Source organism: Ruegeria sp. G2, assembly GCF_056533505.1.
The window spans coordinates 185,802-209,142 of record NZ_JBQFON010000001.1; the positions used below are offsets into that span (position 1 = coordinate 185,802).

A 23,341-nucleotide genomic window follows, 5' to 3' on the forward strand; every position below is an offset into this window, starting at 1 on the left:
CGTTGCCTTAGACGTTCATCAGCAGATGCTCGCGTTCCCACGGGGAAATGACCTGCAAGAACTCTTCGTACTCAGCACGCTTGACGATGCCGTAGACGCGGGCGAATTCAGGACCCAGAACTTCGTGCAGGGCTGTTGCTTCATCAAACAAGTCCAGGGCTTCACCCATGATCTGAGGGATATCGCCGTCGCCTTCATAGGCGTCACCGTAGAATTGGCGGCGTGGGCGTTCTTGCTGAGTCAGCCCCAAATAGCCGCAAGCCAGTGACAATGCGATGCCCAGATAAGGGTTGCAGTCCATGCCGGCGATGCGGTTCTCGACCCGGCGCGCCTCGGGGCCGGACAGAGGTACGCGAATGCCGGTTGTGCGGTTGTCGCGCGCCCACTCCAGATTGATCGGCGCCGCGTGGTCTTTGACGTAGCGGCGATAAGAATTCACATACGGCGCCATCACCGCAAGCCCTGCGGGCAGGTGGTTTTGCAAGCCGGCGATGAAGTTGTAGAATGCGTCTGTCTCTCCGCCCTGAGGGCCCGAGAAAATATTTTGACCCGATTCCATATCGATAATCGAGTGATGGATGTGCATGGCCGAGCCCGGCTCATCTTCGATCGGTTTCGCCATGAACGTGGCAAAGCAGTTGTGACGCAGCGCGGCTTCGCGGATCAGACGTTTGAAGTAGAATACCTCATCGGCCAGTTTTACAGGATCGCCATGACGCAGATTGATCTCAAGTTGACCGGCCCCGCCTTCTTGCGTGATCCCGTCGATTTCAAACCCCTGAAACTCGGCAAAGTCGTAGATGTCGTCGATCACCGGCCCGAATTCATCGACCGCCGTCATCGAATAGGCCTGCCGCGCCGCCGCCGGACGGCCCGAGCGGCCCATCATCGGCTTGATCCCTTGCGCCGGGTCTACATTCGGCGCGACAAGGAAAAATTCCATCTCAGGGGCGACAACCGGCTTCCAACCCTTGTCATGGTACATCTTCACAACGCGTTTAAGCACATTGCGCGGGCTGAAGGGGATCGGTTCCCCATCCCGGTCGAACGCGTCGTGAATCACCTGCAACGTCCAGTCACCCGTCCAGGGTGCAGCCGACGCAGTTGAGAAATCAGGCTTCAGGATCATGTCGCGTTCAATGAAACCATCTTCACCTGCGGCTTCGCCCCAATCCCCAGTAATAGTTTGGTAGAAAATACTGTCGGGTAGGTGAAAATAAGATTGCTTTGCGAATTTCGACGCCGGGACCGCCTTGCCGCGGGCGATGCCGGGCAGGTCAGAGATGATGCATTCAACCTCATCCAGCCGTTTGCCTTCGAAATATGTGCGTGCCGCTTCAGGCAGCTGATCTGTCCAGTCGGCCATCAGGCCCTCGCTTTCTTTAGGAATTCTGCCATGTGGCGACCGATTTTGGCATTGTCATCCGGGGCATCATGTCGGTTCGCGGCCGCCTGCATCAACGCATCAGGAACCACGCCTTTGCCTCGGGTCTCCATCAAGCCCTGAATGAAGTCGTTTCCGTATTCAGGATGGGCCTGCACGGTCCAGATCGTATCGCCATAAGTGACCATGGCGTTTTGGCAAAAGTCATTCGTGCCAGTGACCACAGCACCTTCGGGCAGTTGGGTCACCTGATCCTGATGCCATGCGTTCAGGGTGACGGTTTGATCGCCAAAACGATAATCGGTGCGTCCAATGGCCCAACCATCTTTGAACTTTTCCACTTTTCCACCAAGGGCTTGCGCGATGATCTGGTGACCAAAGCAGACACCGATCAGCGGGTTTCCGGTTTTCTGAATGTCCCGGATCAATTGTTCGAGCGGTGGTATCCACGGGTGATCTTCGTAAGCACCATGGCGTGAGCCCGTGATGACCCATCCATCCGCCTGATGTGCGTCCTCAGGAAACTCGCCATCGACGACTGCATATGTTTGGAATTCGAAGCCGTTCCCGCCCAGCAATGCACGAAACATTCCATCATATTCCCCGAATTGATCATACAATTCGTCGGGTGGGTGGCCGGTTACAATGATGCCGATTTTCATAGTTCACCAAATTTGATCAAATTTATTCTAGCGGAGCAGAACGAGGCGGGCAAGAGGCTCATACGCTCTCGAGATAGCTAAGCCAGTGGCTTTCAGGGGGCCGCTCTGCGAAGCGCGCGATTTCCTGCCGTTTTGTCATCACCATGTTGCGGATCAGGTCAGCAGGGAAGATGCGCGCAACCAACGGGTCTGCCTCAAATGCGGAAATGGCTGAGGACCAATCGGGTGCAAGCTGCGGAAGGTCTGCAACCTCATAAGCATTTCCGGATATCGGAGCAGGTGGCTGCAAGCCGTCCTCTATACCAAGCAGCGCGGCACCTAGCACGGCGGCCAGCATGAGATAGGGGTTGATGTCTCCCCCAGCGACGCGATGTTCGATCCGTCGGGCGGCAGGGGCACCGCCCGGAATGCGCAGGGCGGCTGTGCGGTTCTCGTAGGCCCAGCTTGCCCCGGTGGGGGCGTGCGCACCGGGTACGAGCCGTGTGTAAGAGTTTCCATGCGGCGCGAAGATCAGGGTTGAGCCGGACATCGCGGCCAGACATCCCGCAACCGCTGAGCGCAGCAATTTGGTGCCTTCGGGCCCCCCGTCGTCAAAGATATTTTGGCCATCAGCGTCAATAACCGAGAAGTGCACATGCATCCCGTTGCCAGCATCCTCGGCGTAAGGCTTGGCCATGAAGGTCGCAGTGAATCCGTGTTTTCGTGCAAGACCACGCGTCAAGCCTTTGAAAAGCCACGTATCATCGGCGCAGCGCAAGGCGTCCTGATGATTTAGGTTGATCTCAAATTGGCCAATCCCGCTCTCAGAAATGGCGGTTTGGGCCGGGATGCCCATTGCGGTGCAGCCATCGTAGAGATCGGTGAAAAACGCATCAAAGGCATCCATCTCGGCCATCGACAGAACGGCCTCGTCCTGCAGCCTGCGGCCGGTGACCGGGTTGATAGGAGCTTGCGGTTGGTCGCCTGAAGCGTCGAGCAGAGTGAATTCCAGCTCAGTGGCGGCAACAACCGACCAGCCTCGTTCTGCATAGCGGTCCAGTACCGCAGATAGCGCGTGCCGGGGATCGCCCGCAAAGGGAGTTCCATCATCATGATAAAGGCACATGGGCACCAGAGCCGTGGCTGTGTCGAGCCAGGGCACCGGCGCTGGGCCACGCCCCGTCGGACGCAGGACGCCATCGGCATCTCCGCTTTCGAAGACCAGCGGGCTGCCATCAATATCGGCTCCCCAAAGATCGACATTGAGCGCTGAGAACGGCATTCGAACAGCCCCCTTATCCAGCTTGGTGGCATAGGAGGGCGGCACGCGTTTGCCGCGCATCTGTCCGTTCAGGTCACAGGCGGCGACGCGAAATGTGTGCAGGGCGCTCAGGTCCATTGTAGGCTCCGTGGTCTTGTCACGAGAGGTTTAAATCAGGATTAGCGCCTTGTCACTAAATTTGATCAAATTATGAGTCAACGCTTATTGCGACGAGGGCCGAAGCTGGAAATCTTCCAACTTGTACAGGGATCAAAACCGCTTTCTTCCGAGTTGTACAACATTCAGGCACCTGATTGTGCCTGGCGCGGTGATCCCTATAGTCTCGGGTATGTTCATCTTTCTTACTATTGCGTTACTGGTCGCAGGCGGGATCGGCTATTACCTCTGGTCCAAAAAGCAGGCCCGCGCGGCACTGCTGGCGACCCATCTGACCTCGCATCAGGGTGACATCATCGAACAACAGGTGCCCATCATCCGGCGGCTACCCGCCTCATTGCGCAGCCACCTGGATGGCAAAGTGAATCTGTTTCTGGATCAGGTCAGCTTTTATGGCTGCGACGGGCTGGAAGTGACCGAAGAGATGGAGCTATCGATTGCGGCGCAGGCCTGTCTTCTCGTGATCAACAGCGATCTTTGGTATGACAATCTGACGACCATTCTGATCTATCCCAATGCGTTCAAGTCAAAGCAGCAGCGACGCTCGGGTTATGTAGTCTCGGAGAAAGAGATCGTACGAACCGGAGAAAGCTGGGATCGCGGGCCGGTCATTTTGTCATGGGCACACAGCCGGCAGGGCGCGCTGGATGATCGCGATGGCCAGAATGTGGTGCTACATGAATTTGCGCATCAGATTGATGATCTGTCCGGAGGTACGAATGGTGTGCCGATCCTGAGCGAAGGGCAGAGTTTTGCCGAATGGGAAAAGGTTTTCCTGACCGCCTATGACGCGCATGTCCACGCTGTTGAAAGCGGGCGGCGTACGGTAATCGACCCCTATGGTGCGACGGGGCATGAAGAGTTCTTTGCGGTCTCGGTCGAAGTATTCTTCGAGCGCCCCCGTGCGTTGAAGTACGAGGTGCCAGAAGTCTACGAGCAGCTTTCGAAACTGTTCCGACTCAATCCAGTGGACTGGGCTTAGCGGGCAAGGTTCAGGCGGAACCGCATCTTTGCTTTTCGCTCGGCTGGCAGGTGGCGGTTCAAGCGTTTGTTGATCATGCCAAACCCCCAAACGATCACCAGCGTCAACAGGATGAAATAGAATGCCAGAATCGGGTAGGGGATGAACGGGTTGAACGTCTTGTCCGCGAAATAGCTGGCGTAGTACAGCGCATCGCCCCTTTGCTGCCAGGCCGGGAAGGCCGAGAAGAAGACCAGCGTAGTTGCGTGGAACAGAAAGATCGCCTCGTTCGTATAGGCGGGCCATGCCAGTCGCAGCATGGTGGGCCAGACGATGCGGCGGAACCGGGACCAGCCCGACATGCCGTAGGCATCTGCCGCTTCAATATCTCCCTTGGGGATCGAGCGGAGGGCGCCATAGAAGATCTCGCCCGAATAGGCGGCTGTGTTCAGGAACAGCACAATCAGGGCGCCCAGCCAAGCCGAGGTCAGAGCGTCGAACATCGGGTAAGTTTTCTTCAGTGACAGGAAGAAGAAATACGCAAAGAAGAACTGAATGAAGAGCGGCGACCCCCGGAACAGGAAGATGAACCACTCGGACGGTTTGCGCAGCCATTTGTTGGTGGATGCTTTTCCAACGGCCAATGCAGTGGCCAAAAAGAACCCGGTCGCCAGCGCCATCGCGCCGAAATAGACGTTCCAGATCATACCCGAGCCGATCAGGGTAAACTGCTCACACAATGTGAAATCGGTCTTGGGCAGAAGGCGTTCACCGAAGCCAAGCGAACGGAGGCCATAATCCTGTATGGTCTGGATGCAGCTCATGCGGTGGTCTCCTTACGCAGAAGCTCGCCGCCTGATGTGGCCTGACCGTGGGACAGGCGACGCATCAGTTTCTCAAGCCCGAGTTCCGAGAAACGCGTCATGCCAAGGTAGAAGATCAGCAATCCAAGGAAGTACCACATGCGCCAATCGCCATGGGGGTACTGCGTGAATTTCGAAGTTTTTGTGCCGCCCAATTCGCGGGCCCAATAAACGATATCTTCGACCCCCAGCAGGAACAGCAGGGGGGTCGCCTTGATCAACACCATCCACAGGTTGGACAGACCGGGCAGGGCATAAACCCACATTTGAGGAACAAGGATTTTCCAGAATGTCTGGCGTCGGGTCATGCCGTAGGCTTCTGCCGTTTCCAGCTGCGCATGCGGCACGGCGCGCATGCCGCCGAACAAGACGTTGGCAGCGAAAGCGCCGAACACAATGGAAAATGTGATGACCGCGAGGAAAAAGCCGTAGGTTTCGTGCACCCATTCAGGGGCGCTGCCCAGTGGTAGTTTGGCGGCCTGGCAGACGAGGAAATCGTTGCCCTGACGGATCGGATCGGTCCAGTCGGGGCAGAGAATCTTGTGTCTTACCCACTCAAAACCCTGATCCAGAGCGATCACGAAGAACATGAAAAAAGCAATATCCGGCACGCCGCGTACGATCGCGATATACCCTTTGCCCAACCAGCTAACCGGCGGGATATGCGAGCGCGCCGCCATTGCTCCGACAAAGCCAAAACCCAACGCAACCGGGGCGGTGACCGCCAGCAAGGCCAGCACCTTCAGGAATGAGGCGTAGAACGACCAGTGGACACCGTTGGTCAGGTAGCATGAGAACCAACGGAATGTACCCAGCGTATCGGGATCGGAGCAGTACGAGAAAATGGCGGGCCTCTTAGACTGGCAAGGGCGCTGCAGCGACGCGCCCAGCGTTCAGGGCGCGCCACTTGGATCATTAGATTAGAAGGTCGAGGACACTTCCCACTTGGTGATCAGCTCGTTCAGGCTGCCATCATCCTTCATGGATTGGATCGCTGCGTTGAACTTTTCTTTCAGTTCACCGTCCGATTCACGGATGCCCATGCCGACGCCACCGCCCAGCGGTACGTCATCGGCAACAAATTTCAGCTCACCGTCTTCTTCGACGATCGGTGCGAGGAAGGATTTGTCAGCCAGCACAGCATCGGCTTCGCCGTTGCGGACGGCTGCGATGGTTTCTTCAGGGCTGGCGAATTCGACCAGAGTTGCACCGGATTCAGCAATGTAACCTGCCTGAATGGTTCCGGTCTGAGCTGCGACAACGCCACCAGCGACGTCAACGTCATCGGACAGCGCAACATAGGCAGACGGATCCGGTGGCGTATAGTTCTGGGTGAAGTCGATGACTTCGTCGCGCTCGTCGGTGATCGACATACCTGCGATGATCACGTCATAGTTGCCCGACACCAGGTTCGGAATGATCGAATCCCAGTCGTTCTTGACCCATTCGCATTCCAGATTCGCGCGCTTGCACAGCTCATCGCCCAGTTCACGTTCGAAACCGTCGATCTCACCCGCGTCGTTGATGAAGTTCCAAGGCGCATAGGCGCCCTCGGTGCCCATGCGCACGGTATCGGCCATGGCGATACCGGCGGTCAGCGCCAGTGCTGCAGTGGTCAGAATCAGGTTTTTCATTGTTACTCCCCTTATTGGTTCTGTCCGTTGATTAAGCCGCCTGAGTGGCGGAGAGAAAGCCCTGAAGCCGTTCGGATTCAGGGGTGGTGAATAGATCTTCTGGTAGGCCCTCTTCTTCAATCAGGCCCTGATGCAGGAAGACGACGTGGCTCGAGATATCCGCAGCCATCTTCATGTCGTGGGTCACGATGATCATGGTGCGGCCTTCCGCAGCCAGATCCTTGATCACCTTGATCACTTCCTGTTCCAGTTCGGGATCGAGCGCCGAGGTCGGTTCATCGAACAGCAGCGCCTGCGGTTCCATGCACAGGCCGCGCGCGATCGCGGCGCGCTGTTGCTGTCCGCCCGACAGCTGTGCCGGATAAACATCGCATTTGTCGCCGATGCCGACCTTTTCCAGATACCTGCGTGCGCTGTCCTCAACCTCAGACCGATCTCGGCCCAGAACGGTGACGGGGGCCTCCATCACGTTTTGCAGGATGGTCATATGCGCCCACAGATTAAACTGCTGAAACACCATCGACAGGTTGGTGCGGATGCGCAGCACCTGTTTGGGGTCGGCGGGACGACGGTGATTGTGGCTGCCGGTCCAGCGGACAGGTTCGCCTTTGAACAGAATCTCGCCTTCTTGGCTGTCTTCCAACAGGTTGCAGCAGCGTAATAGGGTGGATTTCCCCGAGCCTGAAGACCCGATCAGCGAGACAACGTCGCCGCGATGCGCGGTGATATCCACGCCCTTGAGCACCTCAAGTTGGCCAAAGCTTTTGTGAAGGTTCTTGATCTCGATGACGGGAGCGGCGTCTGTCACGGGCTGTCCAGATATGATTGGTGTTGGTGCGGTAATAGGGCTGAAAAATCGGGCTAATGCAATGCGCAAATAACAAGTTCACGCTGAGAAATAGCCAATTTGGCCAATGACGCTGTCAGAATTGTCAGTTGGTTGGGCGATTTGCGTGCCGTTAGGGCGAACAGACAGGTAAGCTTATGAGATTTGCTGTGACGGTTCTCAGGCTATCGACACCACCATCATATGAACGATATCCAATGCCAACATTGCGGGACTTACCGGCCGTTCGTCTAATCGTTCACGCTTTTGAGAATTTGTTGATAGAACGCGACGTTTCCATCCTCACCAATAGGCCGTGCGACCCATTCCAAATCCAAACTCAGTGCTCCTGCGGGTACGATTTGCCGCGCGATATCGGGCGGTGTGGTTTCGTCAGACGTTCCATTCTTCCAGTCGTGAAAGGCTGATGAGTATCGAAAGACCGCTCCGCTAACCGGCAAATCGAGCAGCCCGCCCTCGGCAAAGAACGTCAATCCGTCACCCATTTCTTCCCCGATGAGTTTGAGCCTGTTTCCCAATCGATGTCTAAGGATGGCTACAAACACTATCGCTGCGGAAAACGTGAATTTATCGACAAGCACAACAACCTGCTTGATTGCGCTTTCCGAGATCGCGTCGATCAAGGGCATCGTTAAAAGAAAGTCGCCACCAGTATTTCCGCGAACGTCAATCAGAAGTGTTTTGGTCGAGCCGGCGCGCACATGTTCCACTGCGGCTGAGATGGCTTTGGGTAGCGCACTTTCGTTCGGATCAAAGAAGCTTGGTAACACTATTGATAGCCCAAGCTCTTGCCAGTCCTGTATTTCCACAAAAATCTCGGGCTCCCAAGCTGGATCAGCCTTGCCGTGCTCGTTTCTCGGGTAGAGCATCGATCCGGGAACCGTATGTTCATTTGCCAATTTCAGATTCGCTATCTGTCCATTTTCGTCCTGCACACGATATTCGGTCGCTTTGCCGTTTGACGAATAACCCAAATGTGCCAAAGCGTACGGCCACGCAAAAAGGATCGGACCGATGACCCTTTTCCTTTGGCATGTTCCCGCCAGAAAACTCTCTGCCGTGGCTTCGATTTGGCTCAAGGCCACACCGTTGATCGCGATCAATTTTCCTCGCGGTGCAATTACCCCTGGTGCCGCCCCCATGACCTGCACTGAACGCCCCACGCTCACAAACCTCAGCGGCAGCACCGAGATCGCATCATTCGGGATCAGCCTTGTGTGCCCATTTTGGGGGAGTGCCAATAGGCGCATCGCGGACATCAAGAAGGCTTCGATGCAGCCCTCCGAGGCGTATCTCCGGGTTTCACTAAGGCAGCTGTCTATTACGGCCTTATCGATCCGACGAAAACTGGGATCGGTTGGCAGAGCAGTTTCTAGAATTTGCTTCAGGTCTTCCGTCAGCGCCATGATTCACAGTGCGCATAGCCAATCGTCAATGTCTAGATTGGGCTCGAAGCCGACATCAAGCTTTCTCAGCTTAGGTAAAATTATCCAGCAGCTTCGTAGTTGGGCTTTTCGCTTGGCTGTGCTGCAATTGGCTCAGGCCTTTGCTGCTTTTTGCCGTGCCAGTGCCGAATCCACGTCGCTGACACCCAACAGGCTTACGACGAGACGCAGCAGCGAATCCTCTTCTCCGCTGCGGTGTCCATCTGCCAATGCAACCGACCACATTGCCTGCACCACGGCTAGGCGATCATCATAGGCAATGGCCTCTTTGATGGCGCGGGTAAAGCGGACGGTGTCGGGGGCTTCTGCCTCAAGATCTTCAGCACGGGCGCGCAGGGCAGCAGCTTCGAACGGGGACAGGTCAAAACGTTCAGCCGAGATGCGGTCGATCCGGGCCATTTCGGTATCGGCATAGTCATTGTCGGATCGTGCTATGCGCACCAACAAGGCGGTGAGGGCCAGACGCGCGTCATCTTCTACAAGCGGGTCGGGCTGCGGCTGTGTAAGCCGGGACAGGAAATCACTGAACATGGTCAAACATATAGAGGCTGCTCAAGTCGCTTCCAAGCGGCTTTGTATCCGTTCGCGTGCGGCCTTACTGTCGTTGAAGCTGAGACCCATGGCAATGCGGGCCTCTTCGACGATCTTGACCTCGCCTTCATCCGTATTGCCGTCGGCCAGAACCACCTCCCAAAGCGCGTCCAGAGCCGCCAGACGTTCGTTCAGGTTGGTGGTTTCGCGGATCAGTTTGCCGAACGTGTCGGTTTCGGGAGCGGCTGCGTGCAGCTTCTCGCAAGTGGCGCGGACCTTGGCGGCCTCGATCGCGTTGTGCTGGTAGAGGCGCGCAAGGATGCGGTCGATCAGGCTGATCTCTTCCAGCTTATAGTCGCGATCGGCCTGTGCTACGCGCACTAGCAGCGCCCCCAAAGCCAGTTCGGCATCAGGATCGGGCAACTTGTCATGTTGCGGAGGCCGGAAGGCCTGGAAGAATTTTTTCAACATGAGGTCAAGATATTCCGTAATTCGAGGCGCGCCAAGCGGTGCTAGCCTTCATAGCCTTGAATAATCACAAGATCAGCGGTTGAAACCGGATCGCGAAGGGCTTTGGCGGCCTGATATCCTGCGCTTTCATAACAGGCCAGGGCTTGTTCATAGCTGGGAAACTCGATCACGACTGTACGGGCGCGGGCTTTACCCTCGACATCGGTTCTTTCACCGCCACGCACAAGAAATTTGCCGCCATATTCGGCAAAAGGGGCCGCGTTGGCAGCGACATACGATTTGTAGGTTTCGATGTCGTCTACGTCGACATGGGCGACCCAATAACCTTTGGCCAAAGCAATTCCTCCGCTGATGTCTGATGCAAGGTGCGGAGGAACTGCATAAAATGCAATCCCTTAAAAGTGGATCAACCGCTGGTCTGCAGTGCCTCGCGCGCTTTGTCCTGCAGCCAAGCGATCATTTGCCGATAAGGCACCGGGCCATAGCTGATCCGCGCCACGCCGAGTTTTGCAAGCGTTGGCGTATCCGGCGTGCCGGGCAGGGCGATGATGTTGACCGGCAGGTCGGTGGCCTCGCAAAGCTGGCCAATCATCGCTTCGTCTTTCAGGCCCGGCGCAAAGAAGCCGCTGGCCCCAGCATCGGCATAGGCTTTGGCGCGGGCCATGGCATCATCCAGCATCGCCTGGTCATGCGTTTCCGGAGTGGCCTTGAGGAAGATGTCAGTGCGTGCGTTGATGAAGGCGGGAACACCGGCCACGTCACAGCTTTCGCGCATTGCGGCGACACGCGCGGCTTGGGTTTCAATGTTATAAAGATCTTTAGTACCAACAATTTGGTCTTCGAAGTTGAAGCCGACAACGCCGGTTTCCAGCGCGCGTTTGACATTGGCCGATATACCGAAAGTATCTTCGGCATAGGCGCCTTCAAGGTCCATCGTAACCGGGATATCGACCGCCTCAACAATGCGGCGGGCGTTGTCCAGCGCCGCATCAAAGGGGATGTTCTGCCCATCCGAAAACCCCTGTGCCATCGCGACCGGAGCACTGCCGGTCGCTAGTGCCTTGGCCCCCGCATCGCGCACAGCGGTGGCGCTGCCGGGGTCCCAGATATTGTAAAGGATGACCGGATCGCCCTTCTTATGCAGTGCGGCAAAAGTTTCTGCTTGGGTAATCTGGTTGGTCATGGCCGGTCTCCTGTCGCTGCTATGGCGGCAGTTAACCGTGTAACTGGTCGGCGCGTAAAGATATTTCGCGCCGAGGGGTACAATACTGTTATCGGTCCGTGATCAGACCAGACGCGAGGTGTCTTTTGCGGCGCGCACGAACTCGCGGAACAGGGGGTGCGGATCGAAGGGTTTGGATTTCAGTTCCGGGTGGTACTGAACGCCGATGAACCATGGATGATCCGACCATTCGACGATCTCGGGCAGACGGCCATCAGGGGACATGCCCGAGAAGTTCAGGCCGGCTTTTTCCAGCTTGTCGCGGTACTTGATGTCAACTTCATAGCGGTGTCGGTGGCGCTCCTCGATCTGGGTGCTGCCATAGACGTCTGCGACCTTGGAGCCTTCGGCCAGGACGGCGTTATAGGCGCCTAGACGCATGGTGCCACCTTTGTCATCACCGACTTTGCGCTCGACCTTGTGGTTGCCCTGCACCCATTCCTTGAGGTGGTAAACAACGGGCTCAAAACGCTTTTTTCCGGCCTCGTGGTCGAACTCCTCGGACCCGGCTTCGGTGATTCCCGCCGCATTGCGTGCAGCTTCGATGACCGCCATCTGCATGCCCAGACAGATGCCCAGATAGGGCACCTTGTGCTCGCGGGCGTATTGAGCAGCCTTGATCTTGCCTTCAGTGCCGCGTTCGCCAAACCCTCCGGGGACGAGGATGGCGTGGAAACCTTCGAGATGGGGGGCGGCGTCTTCGGTATCGAACACCTCGGCATCAACCCATTCGACCTTGACCTTGACCCGGTTGGCCATGCCGCCATGCGTCAACGCCTCGGCGATCGACTTATAAGCGTCTTCCAACTGCGTGTATTTGCCGACGATCGCGACCTTCACTTCGCCCTCTGCGTTGTGAATGCGGTCGCTGACGTCTTCCCACTTGGCCAGATCGGGCTTGGGGGCAGGACTGATCTGGAACGCGTCCAAAACCGCCTGATCCAGACCTTCGCGGTGATAGGCCAGCGGGGCGTCATAGATGGTGGACAGATCCTGCGCTGCAATAACGCTATCGGGGCGGACGTTACAGAACAGGGCCAGCTTTTCGCGTTCTTTCGTCGGAATCGGTCCTTCCGAGCGACACACCAGAATGTCAGGCGCAAGACCGATCGAGCGCAGCTCTTTCACCGAATGCTGGGTCGGTTTGGTTTTCAGTTCGCCCGAGGCTTTGATGTAGGGCAGCAGCGTCAGGTGCATGAAAAGGCACTGACCGCGCGGCTTGTCTTGGCTGAACTGGCGGATGGCTTCAAAGAAGGGCAGGCCTTCGATATCACCCACGGTTCCGCCAATTTCGCAGAGCATGAAATCAACCTCATCCTCGCCAATGGCGATGAAGTCCTTGATCTCATTGGTGACGTGCGGGATCACCTGAATGGTTTTGCCGAGGTAATCTCCACGGCGCTCTTTCTCGAGCACGTTGGAATAAATCCGTCCCGAGCTGACCGAGTCGGTTTTGCGTGCGGCCACGCCGGTGAATCGCTCATAGTGGCCAAGGTCCAGATCGGTCTCGGCCCCGTCATCAGTGACGAACACCTCGCCATGTTCGAACGGCGACATCGTGCCCGGATCAACGTTCAGGTAGGGGTCCAGCTTGCGCAGACGCACCGAATACCCTCGGGCCTGTAACAGCGCGCCCAGAGCCGCCGAAGCCAGTCCTTTGCCCAAGGATGAAACCACACCACCAGTGATGAATATAAAACGCGCCATGTTGTTCGGCTGCTCCCGTGAGACGTCATTATCAGCTGCCCGGCGGCTTACAAAAAACCGCTGCATCACGGGACTTCACATATAAAGGATTCGCGCACATAGCGCAAGAGAACCGCAAGATGCTGTTGCAGTTCCCCTATGAATTTCTAGGTTTTGTGGCTTAGTCGGCAGCCTGCGGGATCAGCGGAGCGTTGTCGCCTTGTGCTGGCGGCAGCAGTTCATCCGCAGTTGGAACCGTCGGAGCGCTTTCCTCAGCCGGTACCGGAGCAGGTACGCCCAAACGATCAATTACTGAGCTGCCCGAAGATTTCTGAGCGGCCAGAATCGTCAGCGTGATCGAGGTTACGATGAAACACGCAGCCAGGATCCAGGTCAGCTTGCCCAGAGCGGTCGCTGCCGCGCGGCCGGTCATGGCCCCGCCACCACCGCCACCCATGCCAAGGCCGCCGCCTTCGGAACGTTGCATCAGCACAACGACAATCAGGCCCAAAGCCAGAAGAAGGTGGATGATGAGAACGACGTTTTCCATGGTGGTCCTGTACAGCGTGGCGTGTATCGCGTGGTACTTATGCAAGTTTGCCAGCGGGGGCAAGTCACGAGTTGGCATCACGAGCAGTGATGTTTCATATCACGCCAAAGAGACTGGACAGGGTGCGGTTCTGTCGCGCAGGCTGCGCCCCATGCCACATGATGATCACGACCACCCGCACGCCCTGTTGCCCCCTGAACCCGCGCTTCGCGTCAAAGCGCTTGAAACGATTCTGACTCGCAATGGGCTGATCGATCCGGCCGCTTTGGATGAAATCATTGATACTTATCAAAACAAGATCGGTCCTCAGAACGGCGCGCGTGTTGTTGCCAAAGCCTGGAGCGATCCTGCTTTCAAAGCCGCGCTGCTGGAAGACGCCACTTCGGTCGTGGCCGATCTGGGGTATTACGGGCGGCAGGGTGAGCATATGGTTGTGGTGGAAAACACGCCCGAGCAGCACAACATGGTCGTGTGCACTCTGTGCAGCTGTTACCCGTGGCCGCTGCTGGGTATCCCCCCCGGCTGGTACAAATCCGATGCCTACCGCGCCCGCGCCGTACGCGAACCACGCAAGGTTCTGGCCGAATTTGGCGTGACGCTGCCCGAAGATACATCCGTACGGGTGTGGGACTCGACCGCTGAGATTCGCTATCTTGTCCTGCCGATGCGACCGGAGGGGAGCGAGGGGCTGAGCGAGGAAGAACTCGCCGCGCTGGTAACCCGCGACAGTATGATCGGCACCGGGCTGCCCAAGGTGCCTTCATGACGCGGGTTCATGACATGGGAGGGCGTTTTGGCGATGGCGCGGTTGTGCCGGAGGCTGAGGACGCTCCGATCTTTGCGGAAGACTGGCACGGTCGGGCGCTGGCGGTAACACTCGCTGCGGGATTTCTGGGGCAATGGAATATCGACGTCTCACGCCACGCGCGTGAAAAACTGTCTCCGAAAGACTACGCGCGGTTTTCTTACTATGAGAAGTGGATATCCGGTCTAGCCGATCTTTTGGTCGATAAGGGTGTCCTGACGCTTGAAGATTTGCGCGGTGTGGACCGAGATGGTGCCCATCCATTGGCAGAGCGCACCCTGAAGGCTGAGGCAGTTGTGGACGCTTTGGCCAAAGGTGGACCCGCGGATCGCCCGTCGAACGTCGAAGTTCAGTTTGAAACCGGGCAAGCCGTCCGAACTCTGGGCCAGAGCGCAAATCGCCTGGTTGAGGGCGGTCACACCCGACTTCCGGCCTATGCCTCGGGCGCAAAGGGTCGCATTCTCAGATTGCATGGCACCCATGTGCTGCCGGATTCCAACGCCCATGAATTGGGTGAGGCCCCTGAGCCGCTTTACGCCGTCGCGTTTCCCACCTCGGAGCTTTGGGCAAATCCTGAGCATCCGTCAGACGAAGTCGTATTGGATCTGTGGCAATCTTATCTGGAACCCGCATGAGCGATTGTATCACCCAATCGGCCCCGGATCCGATTTTCGCCGAGCCCTGGCACGCGCAGGTTTTTGCAGTCACCGTAGCTTTGAACGAAACGGGCCGGTTTGATTGGTCGGACTGGGCAGAGCGGTTTTCCATTACTTTGAAACGGAACGGTCTCAAAAAAGAACTGGATGGTGGTGACGATTACTTTCACGCTTGGTTGGAGACCTTGGAGGCGCTGCTGGCTGAGCAGGGAGAAGCACCCACTGATGATGTCCAGGATCTTCGCAATGCATGGGAAGAGGCCTATCTGACAACACCCCATGGTCACCCCGTACACTTGCGCTAAAAGCAGAAGGGGCGCTGCCCCCGCCGCCCGTCCGGGCGACTCCCCCGGGATATTTAAAGCCAGATGAAGCAGGGCTTCCGCTCTTCATCTGGCCATATCTACCTCCGCCGAAAGCATCGCGCGCAGCGTGATTTGCATCTGCGGCGAAATATCGGTTTCCCTGCCGTCTGTGCCCCGCTATATGAGCCGGGTTTGAATATTCAGCGCAAAAGGACCGGATATGGCCAATGTGGTTGTTGTCGGCGCCCAGTGGGGTGACGAAGGAAAAGGCAAGATTGTCGACTGGCTCAGCGAGCGTGCAGACGTGATCGCGCGTTTTCAGGGTGGACATAATGCCGGGCACACACTGGTCATTGAGGGCGAGGTATACAAACTGCACGCGCTGCCTTCGGGCGTGGTGCGCGGCGGCAAGCTGAGTGTGATCGGCAATGGTGTTGTTCTTGATCCGTGGCACCTGATCAAAGAGATCGGAACAATCCGTGCACAAGGCGTCGATATCACGCCAGAGACGTTGATGATCGCCGAAAACACCCCACTGATCCTGCCGTTCCATGGCGAGTTAGATCGTGCGCGCGAGAGCCAGAATTCAGTCGCCAAGATCGGGACAACCGGTCGCGGGATCGGTCCGTGTTATGAAGACAAGGTCGGGCGTCGCGTAATTCGGGTGGCTGACCTGGCCGATGACGCAACGCTGGCGCTCCGGGTGGATCGGGCGCTGGTCCATCACAACGCGCTGCGCAATGGTTTGGGGCTTGATCCGATTGATCGGGACGCGTTGATCGCGCAGCTGAAAGAGATCGCGCCGCAGATTTTGCCTTTCGCAGCACCGGTGTGGAAGGTGCTGAATGAGAAGCGCAAGGCTGGCAAGCGTATCCTGTTCGAAGGCGCGCAGGGCGCGTTGCTGGATATTGATTTCGGGACCTATCCGTTTGTGACATCGTCGAATGTGATTGCAGGCCAGGCCTCAACGGGCGTCGGAATCGGACCGGGCTCGATCGACTTCGTTCTGGGCATCGTCAAGGCTTACACGACCCGCGTGGGTGAGGGGCCTTTCCCGACTGAGTTGGATGATGCAGATGGCCAGCGTCTGGGCGAACGGGGACATGAATTCGGAACGACGACGGGTCGCAAGCGACGCTGCGGGTGGTTCGACGCCTGTCTGGTACGCCAAACCTGCGCGACCAGCGGTGTGAACGGCATTTCGCTGACCAAATTGGATGTTTTGGATGGGTTCGAGACACTGAAAATCTGCGTTGGATACGAGCTGGATGGCAAACGTCTGGACTATCTGCCGACAGCCGCCGACCAACAGGCGCGATGCACTCCTATCTACGAAGAGATGCCGGGGTGGAGCGAATCAACCGAAGGTGCACGTAGCTGGGCTGATCTGCCAGCCAACGCAATCAAATATGTGCGCCGGGTCGAGGAACTGATCGATTGCCCGGTTGCCCTATTGTCCACCAGCCCGGAGCGGGAGGATACCATTCTGGTTACCGACCCGTTTGCAGACTGATGAGCGGTAGCGACAAGCCTGGCCTTAGCTACAAAGCACGGCGGCGCTGGTCTCTGGTACTGCTGCTGGTCGGGTTGCCAGTCTATATCGTTGCGGTTGTGACTATCGTGAACTGGCTGGACCGCCCGCCAATCTGGTTGGAGCTTTTGGTCTATGTCGCGTTGGGCATTCTATGGGCATTACCCTTCAAGTTTGTCTTTCGTGGTGTGGGTAAAGAAGACCCAGATCAGGATCAAAATTAGACTTTCCGACTGCCGGTGCGTCATTCGCGAGGCACGCTGACTGTAGCTTAAACGCGTTGCAGGTAAGGGCGGTTAGGGCATGAACAAAGGGCTTTTCGCGGCGTTCGCCGCGTCTTGTGTCGCATACGGCGCTCAGGCTGGAGACTGGAGCTACACGGTTGCACCCTTTTTGGGGGGCTGGAATTCAGGACCTCCCTTGAAGTGGGGCAGAACCCGCCGGTGAACGGGGATACCTCGATCTTCAATATTTCAAAGGGGGCAATTCTGATTGTAGGCGAGGCCCGGAATGGCCGTTGGTCCATTGGATGCGAGTTCAACTACCTGAACCTAAGAGACTATGTTTCCATCGGACCATCTAACAACGCCGCCAGTTGAGAGCTTGAGGGCACCATGACATCGCTGGGGGCCGGTTTCGCGGTTTATGAAGATGAACAGTCGCGGCTGGAAGCGATTGCCGGGCTGCGCCATTGGGATCTTGATGTCTCAACCACGGTGCTGGTTCGCACATTCAGCGCGGATCAAACTTGGACTGACCCGTTGGTTGGAGCGCGCTACAGTCGTGCTCTGAACGATCGATGGAGTGTCACCGCAATAGGAAACATTGGCGGCTTTGGTTATGGTTCAGAGTTACAGTGGGAGGCGCTGGCACAAGCCAACTAGAAATGACGACCTGGCATCAGCGTCGCCGGTGGGTGCCGCCATCTGGATGTTGTGTTTCAAGATGGACGTGAATTGATCGATCTGATCCTGACCGACCCCTACGTGGCGTTGGCCTTATTATTCTAATCTGGTTGGTCGCGCCGAAGCCGCGCTATTAAAAGAATTAGGGCCAGAGTATCCTCTGGCCCTACTACGACTCGAGGGGGGTAATGGATTCGCTGGGACCTAGCCCGCAGCGCGTTCGTCGTCATTGGGGCGGAAGCCGATTTCGGTTGAGGCGGCGAATCGACCACCTCCGGCTTTCTCGATCTTGCCATCACGAAGCAACTGACCGAAGGAGCGCAGGCTTTCTTCGCGATTAAACGCATCTTGCTTAAGCGAGCGGACCTTGTTCATAAGTTGCGGGCGCGAGAACTGCTCTTGACCTTCGATAAAGGACAGATAGGCAGCTGCAGCTTCAAGCAGATCAGGCAGCGACTGGGCGCCCTGTTCCTGTGCGAAAGTGGCAAATCCGCCTTCTTCTTCACCCGTGTCTTCATCAGTTGAAGTGATCCGGCGCGGCGTAACAGGGCCAGTATCGGCATTTTCGGTATCGATGCGCTGTTCGGCAACCAGCTTCAAGGGGGCGGCCGATTCTGGGGTCGGGCGCTGGCTGGTGACTTCAACCGCGGGACGACGTGGATTGACGACTGAGGCCAGATCGCCGCGAAAATCATCTTCGGGTGTCTTTGTCTTGTCGCCTACGGCTTCGCGTTCGGCCTCGGTCGCGGCGACCGCAGCGCGCAAGTGCGAGTAGGTTTCACGCTGATCGCTGGTAGCGGGATCGTCCAGCTGAACATCTGCTTCGTCCATTAGGCGCGAGACGTCCTCATCTGGTCCGGAAATACTGGGCACGTCAGCTTCAGAAATTGCTTCGAGTTCGGATTCAACAAGCGCGATCTCATCCAACAAAAGCGCTTCTTCCTCGACCGAGATGATGCCGTGCTCGATTCCGGTCAATGCCTCAACGGCAACGCTGCTGGATTCATCGCCTAGAATGTTTGATGGGTTTTCTTCCTCGACTTCGGGGGCCTCATCATCCAGATCAGAAAACAGAACGTCGTTTTCCGTTACATCAGCTGTGGCAGGTTCCGACGCTTCGATTTCTTCAGCTTCATCCGCCGATTCTGCGGTAGCGACCAATGCACTTAGATCGTCGGAGGTCTCATCAACCGTTTCATCTGAGGTCTCTTCAACCAATTCGTCTGAGCTTTCTGGTTCCGTAACATGAGCCGCCTCGTCGGCCTGTGCTTCGGCTAACTCGTCGACATGTTCCGGTTCGGCAGTCAGCTCGGTTTCGGGCGCAGGGAGGGTATTCTCTTCTGTTTCCTGCAAGTCGGCGGGATCCAGTGCGCCTGCTTCAAAGGCGGCAGAGATGGCATCAACCTTTGGCTTCACCGGCTGAAGATAGCTGGAGTCTTCGTCCTCTGAATAGCCGGGGGAGACTTCTTCGGAATGCGAAACCACAGCTCGGATGCGCTGGAGTTTGGCCGCAATACTGTCCGCCGCTGGGTTGTCCACTGCAGCAGCGGATTGTGCCGCGACGGGCGCAGGGGCGGGGGGAACAACATCGGTGGTCTGAACAGGTGCAGGCTCAGGCGCACTCGCGACTGCAGCGGGGGTCGGTACTGCAGGGGCGTCGGTCTCGGTCGCGCGTAGCAGCAGACCGCTGTCGTTCTGACTGGCTTCTACCTTTCGTGCGACATCGCGCTGGGCTATGCGGGTCAGCATCTCGGCATCGGGCTGAGGGGGCTCAGAACCAAAATAGCGGTCGTCCGCCGCGAGATCCCGGAAATACTCGGCTATGGCTTTCATCGTTTCAAATGAATCGTCGAAGCCTTCGAGCGTGCATGAAAAGGTTCCGTAGGAAACGGTAAGTACCTTGTTGTTCTGTACCATCAGACGCATGTCCTTTACAAACTACCAGGCCGATCGCCAGACACAGCAGCAGCAATCGACTCGAAACTCTAGTCATGAAGCTACCATTTTGTGGTTTCATTATGTCCAAAACCGGGAATTATGGTCAATCTTGTGGAATCTGGGGTGATTGTTCAGGCTGAAATGCCAATCGGTCTGTTTGGCGGGGGGGAAATCACATCTGAAGATGTGAGTCTGGTCCTGAATCGCGTCAAAAGCGCTGTTGCAGCGGATGGGGGCGCTGCCGCGTTGATTGATTCGGGGCGAATTCCGGATGCGGTGATCGGCGATTTCGATTCGCTTTCATCCAGCCATCGCGCGCAGATACCGGCTGATCGGTTGCATCCAATATCCGAACAGAACAGCACCGATTTCGACAAAGCCCTTCGAAATGTCAGTGCCCCGGTCGTCCTGGCAGCGGGATTTCTGGGCGCTCGGGTTGATCATCAGTTGGTCGCGTTCAATACGCTCGTTCGTTTGCAGGACCGGCCCTGTATCCTGTTAGGGGCACGCGAGATAGTGTTTCACGCGCCTCCCCAGATCCGGCTGGAATTGACTGCCGGAGATACCGTTTCTCTGTTCCCTTTGCGACGGGTGACCGGGCGCAGCGATGGGCTTGAATGGCCGATCAACGATTTGGTGCTTGAACCGGACGGGCGGGTCGGAACCTCGAACCGGGCGCTGGGTGCAATTGCACTTGAGGTGGACGCGCCTGGTCTGCTGGCGATCCTGCCGCGCACCGCGTTGGATCAGGTCATGCAGGCGTTTCTGTCGGGCCAGACCGGGCATTGGCCCGCTCGTGCAGGATGACATAAAGCCCCGCGGAGATGGTGATGCCGATGCCGATCGCCGCCAGCCCGTTGGGCAGGTCGTGGAAAATCAACCAGCCGATCAGGGTGGCGACGGGAATTTCAAGATATTGCATCGGAGCGAGGGTCGCGGACGGTGCATAGCGCAGCGACCACGTCATCAGAAGATGTGCCACAGTGCCCAGCACGCCGATGCCCAGCAGCAGCCAAAGCGTTTCACCCTTGGGCATCGTCAATGACATGGCGGGCAGGCCAGCCTGAGAGCCCACATAGACGATCGGCAGCAAGAGAGCTGTCGCCATAGCCCCCGAAACCGCTTGCAGCGCAACCGGGTCTGTTTCTTTGGCGATCTGGCGTGTGACCAGCATGAACAGAGCAAAGACCACGGCGACAATCAATGGCAACAACGCAGGAGCACCAACCTGCGCAAAGCTAGGTTGGATGACGAGCAAAGTGCCGATGAAACCCACGACACAGGCAATCAGGCGGCGCGGGCCGACTTGTTCGCCAAGAACGTACTTGCCCAGCAGCAGCATGATAAACGGCATCACAAAAGCAATGGCGACAGTATCGGCCAGCGGCATATATTGCAGCGCTGTAAACATCGCCGCGATCCCAACAATGTGCAGCAGCGTACGGACCATCGTCAGACGCAGGACCCTTGGTGTCATCCGCCATGGCTTGCCGGTTACAGCGATGAGCGGGATCAGGATCATCGCTTGCACGCCGAACCGCACCAGAACCAACAAACCCAGAGCAATGGTTTCGCCCAACAGCTTCGCCATCCCGTCACCAAGCGGAGCGAGCACGCAAAAGCCGAGCATCAATACGATGCCAAAAACGGGACGATCCTGAGTCATGTGCGCGACGCTAGCGTTTTCGCGGCAGAGGGGGAAGCTCTGATCTCAGGTGTCGGACAGGGGTTGGACTTTGGTGTAATCCGGGCCGATGCAGGTGGGCAGGCCATCACCAAGCTGCAGCCAGCTTAGCTTTTCCTCGTGCGCGACATGCAGAGTCGGGATTAGCGCCTCAGGGTTTTCTAGCGTCGCCACATAGAGGTGCATCACATTCGACATCACGGTAGACCGAAAGGATATAGGCGTACCGCAATTGGGGCAAAAACTGCGCTCGACCCCGGGAGAAGAGTTAAACCTTTTCGGTTGTTCTCCGGTCCAGCGCCAATTGCCGTCGCGCACCCCGAAATAGGTGGTCATAGGGGCCGCGCATTGGCGACGGCAGCTATCGCAATGGCAGGTGACACAGGACAGAACCGGAGGGTCAACCTCGTATCCGATCTTGCCGCATAGGCAATGTCCACGCATGTCACCCGCTCTTTCTTGCTGTCAGATCAGCAGTTCGGCACGTTGACGGCCAGCCCGCCCAATGAGGTTTCCTTGTACTTCGCGTGCATATCCTCGCCGGTCTGGCGCATGGTTTCAATGGCTGCGTCCAGGGGCATGAAGTGCTTACCGTCACCGCGCAGCGCGAGTGACGCTGCCGAAACGGCCTTGATCGCGCCAAGGCCATTGCGTTCGATACAAGGCACCTGCACCAAGCCCGCGACTGGGTCGCATGTCATGCCGAGGTGATGTTCGAGCGCGATCTCGGCGGCGTTCTCCACCTGCTCGGGCGTACCACCCATCACAGCGCACATGCCGGCGGCAGCCATGGCCGAGGCACTTCCGACCTCTGCCTGACAGCCCGCCTCGGCGCCCGAGATTGAGGCATTGAACTTGACCAGACCGCCGATGGCGGCCGCGGTGAGCAGGAAATCCTCGACATGGCTTTCGGACGCGCCGGGGACATGATCGAGGTAATAACGCAAGACTGAAGGCAGCACGCCTGCCGCGCCATTGGTGGGGGCGGTGACAACTTGACCTCCGGCGGCGTTTTCCTCGTTCACGGCCATCGCATAGACGCTCATCCAGTCGTTTATCGTATGCGGCGCGTTCAGGTTCATGCCGCGTTCGGCCAGCAGGGCATCGTGGATCCCCTTGGCGCGGCGGCGCACGCTAAGGCCACCGGGCAGGATGCCATCGGTTTTCAAGCCGCGCTCGATACAGTCATTCATGACCTGCCAAAGACGTGCCGTGCCTTTGGCAAAGCTATCCGCGCAACCGCGCGCGATTTCATTTTCGCGCTTCATCTGAGCGATGCTTTTGCCGTTGTCCTTGGCCATCTGCAGCATTTCCGCCGCGGATTTGAACGGGAAGGGCACAGGCGCACCTTCGTCGGTTGCCTTGCCTTCGGCCAGTTCTTCTTCGGTCAGGACAAAGCCGCCACCAATGGAATAATAGACCTGACGCAATATGACATCGCCTTGTGCGTCAGTGGCCATCAGGATCATGCCGTTGGCGTGGCCGGGCAGATTGTTGTCGTAGTCAAATATCAGATCGGCCTTAGGATCGAAGCTTAGCGTAGGCAACCCTTCTGGGGTTACCGTATGCGTATCGGAAATCTGCGTCAGCGCGGCCTCGGCCTTATCGTTGTCATACGTGTCGGGCACGAACCCGGCGAGACCAAGGATCGTAGCGCGGTCAGTCGCGTGGCCGACGCCGGTGAAAGCAAGCGATCCATGCAATGAGCCGCGCAACCCCGCAAATTCAAACGGTGATGCACGCATCAGATCAAGAAACCGTGCGGCGGCAACCATAGGGCCCATGGTGTGTGACGACGATGGGCCAATGCCCACTTTGAACATATCGAAAACTGAGAGAAACAT

26 protein-coding genes are annotated in these 23,341 nt (G+C 57.4%); 8 read left to right on the top strand and 18 right to left on the bottom strand.

What is annotated here, in order from left to right; translation table 11 throughout:
• Positions 1-7 precede the first annotated feature (7 nt).
• Genes ACR0DU_RS00915 through ACR0DU_RS00925 form a run of 3 tightly spaced genes read right to left on the bottom strand, consistent with a single transcriptional unit; the run spans position 8 to position 3,424 of the window.
• On the bottom strand, positions 8-1,366 hold the full coding sequence (locus tag ACR0DU_RS00915) for a glutamine synthetase family protein (protein ID WP_010439152.1): 1,359 nt from the start codon (positions 1,364-1,366) through the stop codon (positions 8-10).
• Positions 1,366-2,046: a type 1 glutamine amidotransferase gene (locus ACR0DU_RS00920; RefSeq protein WP_260025242.1), complete on the bottom strand. Its 681-nt coding sequence runs from the start codon at positions 2,044-2,046 to the stop codon at positions 1,366-1,368. Before ACR0DU_RS00920 ends, ACR0DU_RS00915 begins: the two co-directional genes overlap by 1 nt.
• Positions 2,047-2,104: 58 nt before the next feature.
• Positions 2,105-3,424 (bottom strand): glutamine synthetase family protein, encoded by a 1,320-nt coding sequence (locus ACR0DU_RS00925; protein WP_480871973.1) that lies wholly within the window; start codon positions 3,422-3,424, stop codon positions 2,105-2,107.
• A gap of 211 nt (positions 3,425-3,635) precedes the next feature.
• Here ACR0DU_RS00925 and ACR0DU_RS00930 point away from each other — a divergent pair, with 211 nt between their 5' ends.
• Positions 3,636-4,445: a M90 family metallopeptidase gene (locus tag ACR0DU_RS00930; RefSeq protein WP_480871975.1), complete on the top strand. Its 810-nt coding sequence runs from the start codon at positions 3,636-3,638 to the stop codon at positions 4,443-4,445.
• Here the strand turns inward: ACR0DU_RS00930 and ACR0DU_RS00935 are convergent.
• From ACR0DU_RS00935 to secG, 11 genes are all read right to left on the bottom strand, one after another.
• Positions 4,442-5,248 carry an ABC transporter permease gene (locus ACR0DU_RS00935; protein ID WP_010439160.1) on the bottom strand — a complete coding sequence of 269 codons (807 nt, stop codon included), beginning with the start codon at positions 5,246-5,248 and terminating at the stop codon, positions 4,442-4,444. The genes ACR0DU_RS00930 and ACR0DU_RS00935 overlap by 4 nt on opposite strands.
• Positions 5,245-6,132, bottom strand: coding sequence for an ABC transporter permease (locus ACR0DU_RS00940; protein WP_029621742.1), 888 nt, complete (start codon positions 6,130-6,132; stop codon positions 5,245-5,247). The genes ACR0DU_RS00935 and ACR0DU_RS00940 overlap by 4 nt, the downstream gene beginning before the upstream one ends.
• Before the next feature lie 75 nt (positions 6,133-6,207).
• Complete coding sequence (locus ACR0DU_RS00945; RefSeq protein WP_010439165.1) at positions 6,208-6,921, bottom strand: transporter substrate-binding domain-containing protein; 714 nt, start codon at positions 6,919-6,921, stop codon at positions 6,208-6,210.
• Positions 6,922-6,952: 31 nt separating this feature from the next.
• Positions 6,953-7,729: an ABC transporter ATP-binding protein gene (locus ACR0DU_RS00950; RefSeq protein WP_010439167.1), complete on the bottom strand. Its 777-nt coding sequence runs from the start codon at positions 7,727-7,729 to the stop codon at positions 6,953-6,955.
• Between the two features lie 269 nt (positions 7,730-7,998).
• Positions 7,999-9,174, bottom strand: a complete 1,176-nt coding sequence (locus tag ACR0DU_RS00955; protein WP_480871978.1) for a S41 family peptidase — start codon at positions 9,172-9,174, stop codon at positions 7,999-8,001.
• Positions 9,175-9,306: 132 nt separating this feature from the next.
• The gene (locus ACR0DU_RS00960; protein WP_480871980.1) at positions 9,307-9,744 is read right to left on the bottom strand and encodes a tellurite resistance TerB family protein; all 438 of its coding nucleotides are present in this window, start codon (positions 9,742-9,744) and stop codon (positions 9,307-9,309) included.
• Between the two features lie 21 nt (positions 9,745-9,765).
• On the bottom strand, positions 9,766-10,215 hold the full coding sequence (locus ACR0DU_RS00965; RefSeq protein WP_170469179.1) for a tellurite resistance TerB family protein: 450 nt from the start codon (positions 10,213-10,215) through the stop codon (positions 9,766-9,768).
• 41 nt (positions 10,216-10,256) lie between these two features.
• Positions 10,257-10,550 carry a DUF1330 domain-containing protein gene (locus tag ACR0DU_RS00970; protein WP_480454602.1) on the bottom strand — a complete coding sequence of 98 codons (294 nt, stop codon included), beginning with the start codon at positions 10,548-10,550 and terminating at the stop codon, positions 10,257-10,259.
• A 71-nt stretch (positions 10,551-10,621) separates the two neighbouring features.
• Positions 10,622-11,398, bottom strand: coding sequence for an isocitrate lyase/PEP mutase family protein (locus tag ACR0DU_RS00975; protein WP_480871982.1), 777 nt, complete (start codon positions 11,396-11,398; stop codon positions 10,622-10,624).
• Between the two features lie 102 nt (positions 11,399-11,500).
• Positions 11,501-13,144: a CTP synthase gene (locus tag ACR0DU_RS00980; protein ID WP_010439182.1), complete on the bottom strand. Its 1,644-nt coding sequence runs from the start codon at positions 13,142-13,144 to the stop codon at positions 11,501-11,503.
• 160 nt (positions 13,145-13,304) lie between these two features.
• The gene (secG, locus tag ACR0DU_RS00985) at positions 13,305-13,673 is read right to left on the bottom strand and encodes a preprotein translocase subunit SecG (RefSeq protein ID WP_480872729.1); all 369 of its coding nucleotides are present in this window, start codon (positions 13,671-13,673) and stop codon (positions 13,305-13,307) included.
• Positions 13,674-13,824: 151 nt separating this feature from the next.
• Between secG and nthA the strand changes: the two genes are divergently transcribed.
• From nthA to ACR0DU_RS01015, 6 genes are all read left to right on the top strand, one after another.
• Positions 13,825-14,439, top strand: coding sequence for a nitrile hydratase subunit alpha (gene nthA / locus ACR0DU_RS00990; protein WP_480871983.1), 615 nt, complete (start codon positions 13,825-13,827; stop codon positions 14,437-14,439).
• Positions 14,436-15,113 carry a nitrile hydratase subunit beta gene (nthB, locus tag ACR0DU_RS00995; protein ID WP_480871984.1) on the top strand — a complete coding sequence of 226 codons (678 nt, stop codon included), beginning with the start codon at positions 14,436-14,438 and terminating at the stop codon, positions 15,111-15,113. Before nthA ends, nthB begins: the two co-directional genes overlap by 4 nt.
• On the top strand, positions 15,110-15,439 hold the full coding sequence (locus tag ACR0DU_RS01000) for a nitrile hydratase accessory protein (protein ID WP_480871985.1): 330 nt from the start codon (positions 15,110-15,112) through the stop codon (positions 15,437-15,439). Before nthB ends, ACR0DU_RS01000 begins: the two co-directional genes overlap by 4 nt.
• A 220-nt stretch (positions 15,440-15,659) precedes the next feature.
• Positions 15,660-16,952, top strand: a complete 1,293-nt coding sequence (locus ACR0DU_RS01005) for an adenylosuccinate synthase (protein ID WP_010439192.1) — start codon at positions 15,660-15,662, stop codon at positions 16,950-16,952.
• Positions 16,952-17,194 carry a DUF2842 domain-containing protein gene (locus ACR0DU_RS01010; protein WP_010439193.1) on the top strand — a complete coding sequence of 81 codons (243 nt, stop codon included), beginning with the start codon at positions 16,952-16,954 and terminating at the stop codon, positions 17,192-17,194. The genes ACR0DU_RS01005 and ACR0DU_RS01010 overlap by 1 nt, the downstream gene beginning before the upstream one ends.
• Positions 17,195-17,584: 390 nt before the next feature.
• Complete coding sequence (locus ACR0DU_RS01015) at positions 17,585-17,854, top strand: hypothetical protein (protein ID WP_010439195.1); 270 nt, start codon at positions 17,585-17,587, stop codon at positions 17,852-17,854.
• A gap of 225 nt (positions 17,855-18,079) precedes the next feature.
• On the opposite strand, the gene ACR0DU_RS01020 is transcribed toward ACR0DU_RS01015, so the two are convergent.
• Positions 18,080-19,792, bottom strand: a complete 1,713-nt coding sequence (locus ACR0DU_RS01020) for a hypothetical protein (RefSeq protein WP_480871988.1) — start codon at positions 19,790-19,792, stop codon at positions 18,080-18,082.
• A gap of 120 nt (positions 19,793-19,912) precedes the next feature.
• Here ACR0DU_RS01020 and ACR0DU_RS01025 point away from each other — a divergent pair, with 120 nt between their 5' ends.
• Positions 19,913-20,620 carry a thiamine diphosphokinase gene (locus ACR0DU_RS01025; protein WP_170779109.1) on the top strand — a complete coding sequence of 236 codons (708 nt, stop codon included), beginning with the start codon at positions 19,913-19,915 and terminating at the stop codon, positions 20,618-20,620.
• Here the strand turns inward: ACR0DU_RS01025 and ACR0DU_RS01030 are convergent.
• Genes ACR0DU_RS01030 through ACR0DU_RS01040 form a run of 3 tightly spaced genes read right to left on the bottom strand, consistent with a single transcriptional unit; the run spans position 20,565 to position 23,341 of the window.
• Entirely contained in the window at positions 20,565-21,479 is a 915-nt protein-coding gene (locus ACR0DU_RS01030; protein ID WP_010439202.1) for a DMT family transporter, read from the bottom strand. The genes ACR0DU_RS01025 and ACR0DU_RS01030 overlap by 56 nt on opposite strands.
• Before the next feature lie 45 nt (positions 21,480-21,524).
• Entirely contained in the window at positions 21,525-21,941 is a 417-nt protein-coding gene (locus ACR0DU_RS01035) for a GFA family protein (RefSeq protein WP_480871990.1), read from the bottom strand.
• Positions 21,942-21,967: 26 nt separating this feature from the next.
• Positions 21,968-23,341 (bottom strand): L-serine ammonia-lyase, encoded by a 1,374-nt coding sequence (locus ACR0DU_RS01040; RefSeq protein WP_010439206.1) that lies wholly within the window; start codon positions 23,339-23,341, stop codon positions 21,968-21,970.

What these genes read in the sequence shown, in the direction of transcription:
- ACR0DU_RS00915 (WP_010439152.1), bottom strand. Translation starts at nt 1,366, where the DNA reads ATGGCCGACTGGACAGATCAGCTGCCTGAAGCGGCACGCACATATTTC.
- ACR0DU_RS00920 (WP_260025242.1), bottom strand. Translation starts at nt 2,046, where the DNA reads ATGAAAATCGGCATCATTGTAACCGGCCACCCACCCGACGAATTGTAT.
- ACR0DU_RS00925 (WP_480871973.1), bottom strand. Translation starts at nt 3,424, where the DNA reads ATGGACCTGAGCGCCCTGCACACATTTCGCGTCGCCGCCTGTGACCTG.
- ACR0DU_RS00930 (WP_480871975.1), top strand. Translation starts at nt 3,636, where the DNA reads ATGTTCATCTTTCTTACTATTGCGTTACTGGTCGCAGGCGGGATCGGC.
- ACR0DU_RS00935 (WP_010439160.1), bottom strand. Translation starts at nt 5,248, where the DNA reads ATGAGCTGCATCCAGACCATACAGGATTATGGCCTCCGTTCGCTTGGC.
- ACR0DU_RS00945 (WP_010439165.1), bottom strand. Translation starts at nt 6,921, where the DNA reads ATGAAAAACCTGATTCTGACCACTGCAGCACTGGCGCTGACCGCCGGT.
- ACR0DU_RS00955 (WP_480871978.1), bottom strand. Translation starts at nt 9,174, where the DNA reads ATGGCGCTGACGGAAGACCTGAAGCAAATTCTAGAAACTGCTCTGCCA.
- ACR0DU_RS00960 (WP_480871980.1), bottom strand. Translation starts at nt 9,744, where the DNA reads ATGTTCAGTGATTTCCTGTCCCGGCTTACACAGCCGCAGCCCGACCCG.
- ACR0DU_RS00965 (WP_170469179.1), bottom strand. Translation starts at nt 10,215, where the DNA reads ATGTTGAAAAAATTCTTCCAGGCCTTCCGGCCTCCGCAACATGACAAG.
- ACR0DU_RS00975 (WP_480871982.1), bottom strand. Translation starts at nt 11,398, where the DNA reads ATGACCAACCAGATTACCCAAGCAGAAACTTTTGCCGCACTGCATAAG.
- ACR0DU_RS00980 (WP_010439182.1), bottom strand. Translation starts at nt 13,144, where the DNA reads ATGGCGCGTTTTATATTCATCACTGGTGGTGTGGTTTCATCCTTGGGC.
- secG (WP_480872729.1), bottom strand. Translation starts at nt 13,673, where the DNA reads ATGGAAAACGTCGTTCTCATCATCCACCTTCTTCTGGCTTTGGGCCTG.
- nthA (WP_480871983.1), top strand. Translation starts at nt 13,825, where the DNA reads ATGCCACATGATGATCACGACCACCCGCACGCCCTGTTGCCCCCTGAA.
- nthB (WP_480871984.1), top strand. Translation starts at nt 14,436, where the DNA reads ATGACGCGGGTTCATGACATGGGAGGGCGTTTTGGCGATGGCGCGGTT.
- ACR0DU_RS01000 (WP_480871985.1), top strand. Translation starts at nt 15,110, where the DNA reads ATGAGCGATTGTATCACCCAATCGGCCCCGGATCCGATTTTCGCCGAG.
- ACR0DU_RS01005 (WP_010439192.1), top strand. Translation starts at nt 15,660, where the DNA reads ATGGCCAATGTGGTTGTTGTCGGCGCCCAGTGGGGTGACGAAGGAAAA.
- ACR0DU_RS01010 (WP_010439193.1), top strand. Translation starts at nt 16,952, where the DNA reads ATGAGCGGTAGCGACAAGCCTGGCCTTAGCTACAAAGCACGGCGGCGC.
- ACR0DU_RS01015 (WP_010439195.1), top strand. Translation starts at nt 17,585, where the DNA reads ATGACATCGCTGGGGGCCGGTTTCGCGGTTTATGAAGATGAACAGTCG.
- ACR0DU_RS01020 (WP_480871988.1), bottom strand. Translation starts at nt 19,792, where the DNA reads ATGGTACAGAACAACAAGGTACTTACCGTTTCCTACGGAACCTTTTCA.
- ACR0DU_RS01025 (WP_170779109.1), top strand. Translation starts at nt 19,913, where the DNA reads ATGGTCAATCTTGTGGAATCTGGGGTGATTGTTCAGGCTGAAATGCCA.
- ACR0DU_RS01030 (WP_010439202.1), bottom strand. Translation starts at nt 21,479, where the DNA reads ATGACTCAGGATCGTCCCGTTTTTGGCATCGTATTGATGCTCGGCTTT.
- ACR0DU_RS01035 (WP_480871990.1), bottom strand. Translation starts at nt 21,941, where the DNA reads ATGCGTGGACATTGCCTATGCGGCAAGATCGGATACGAGGTTGACCCT.
- ACR0DU_RS01040 (WP_010439206.1), bottom strand. Translation starts at nt 23,341, where the DNA reads ATGTTTCTCTCAGTTTTCGATATGTTCAAAGTGGGCATTGGCCCATCG.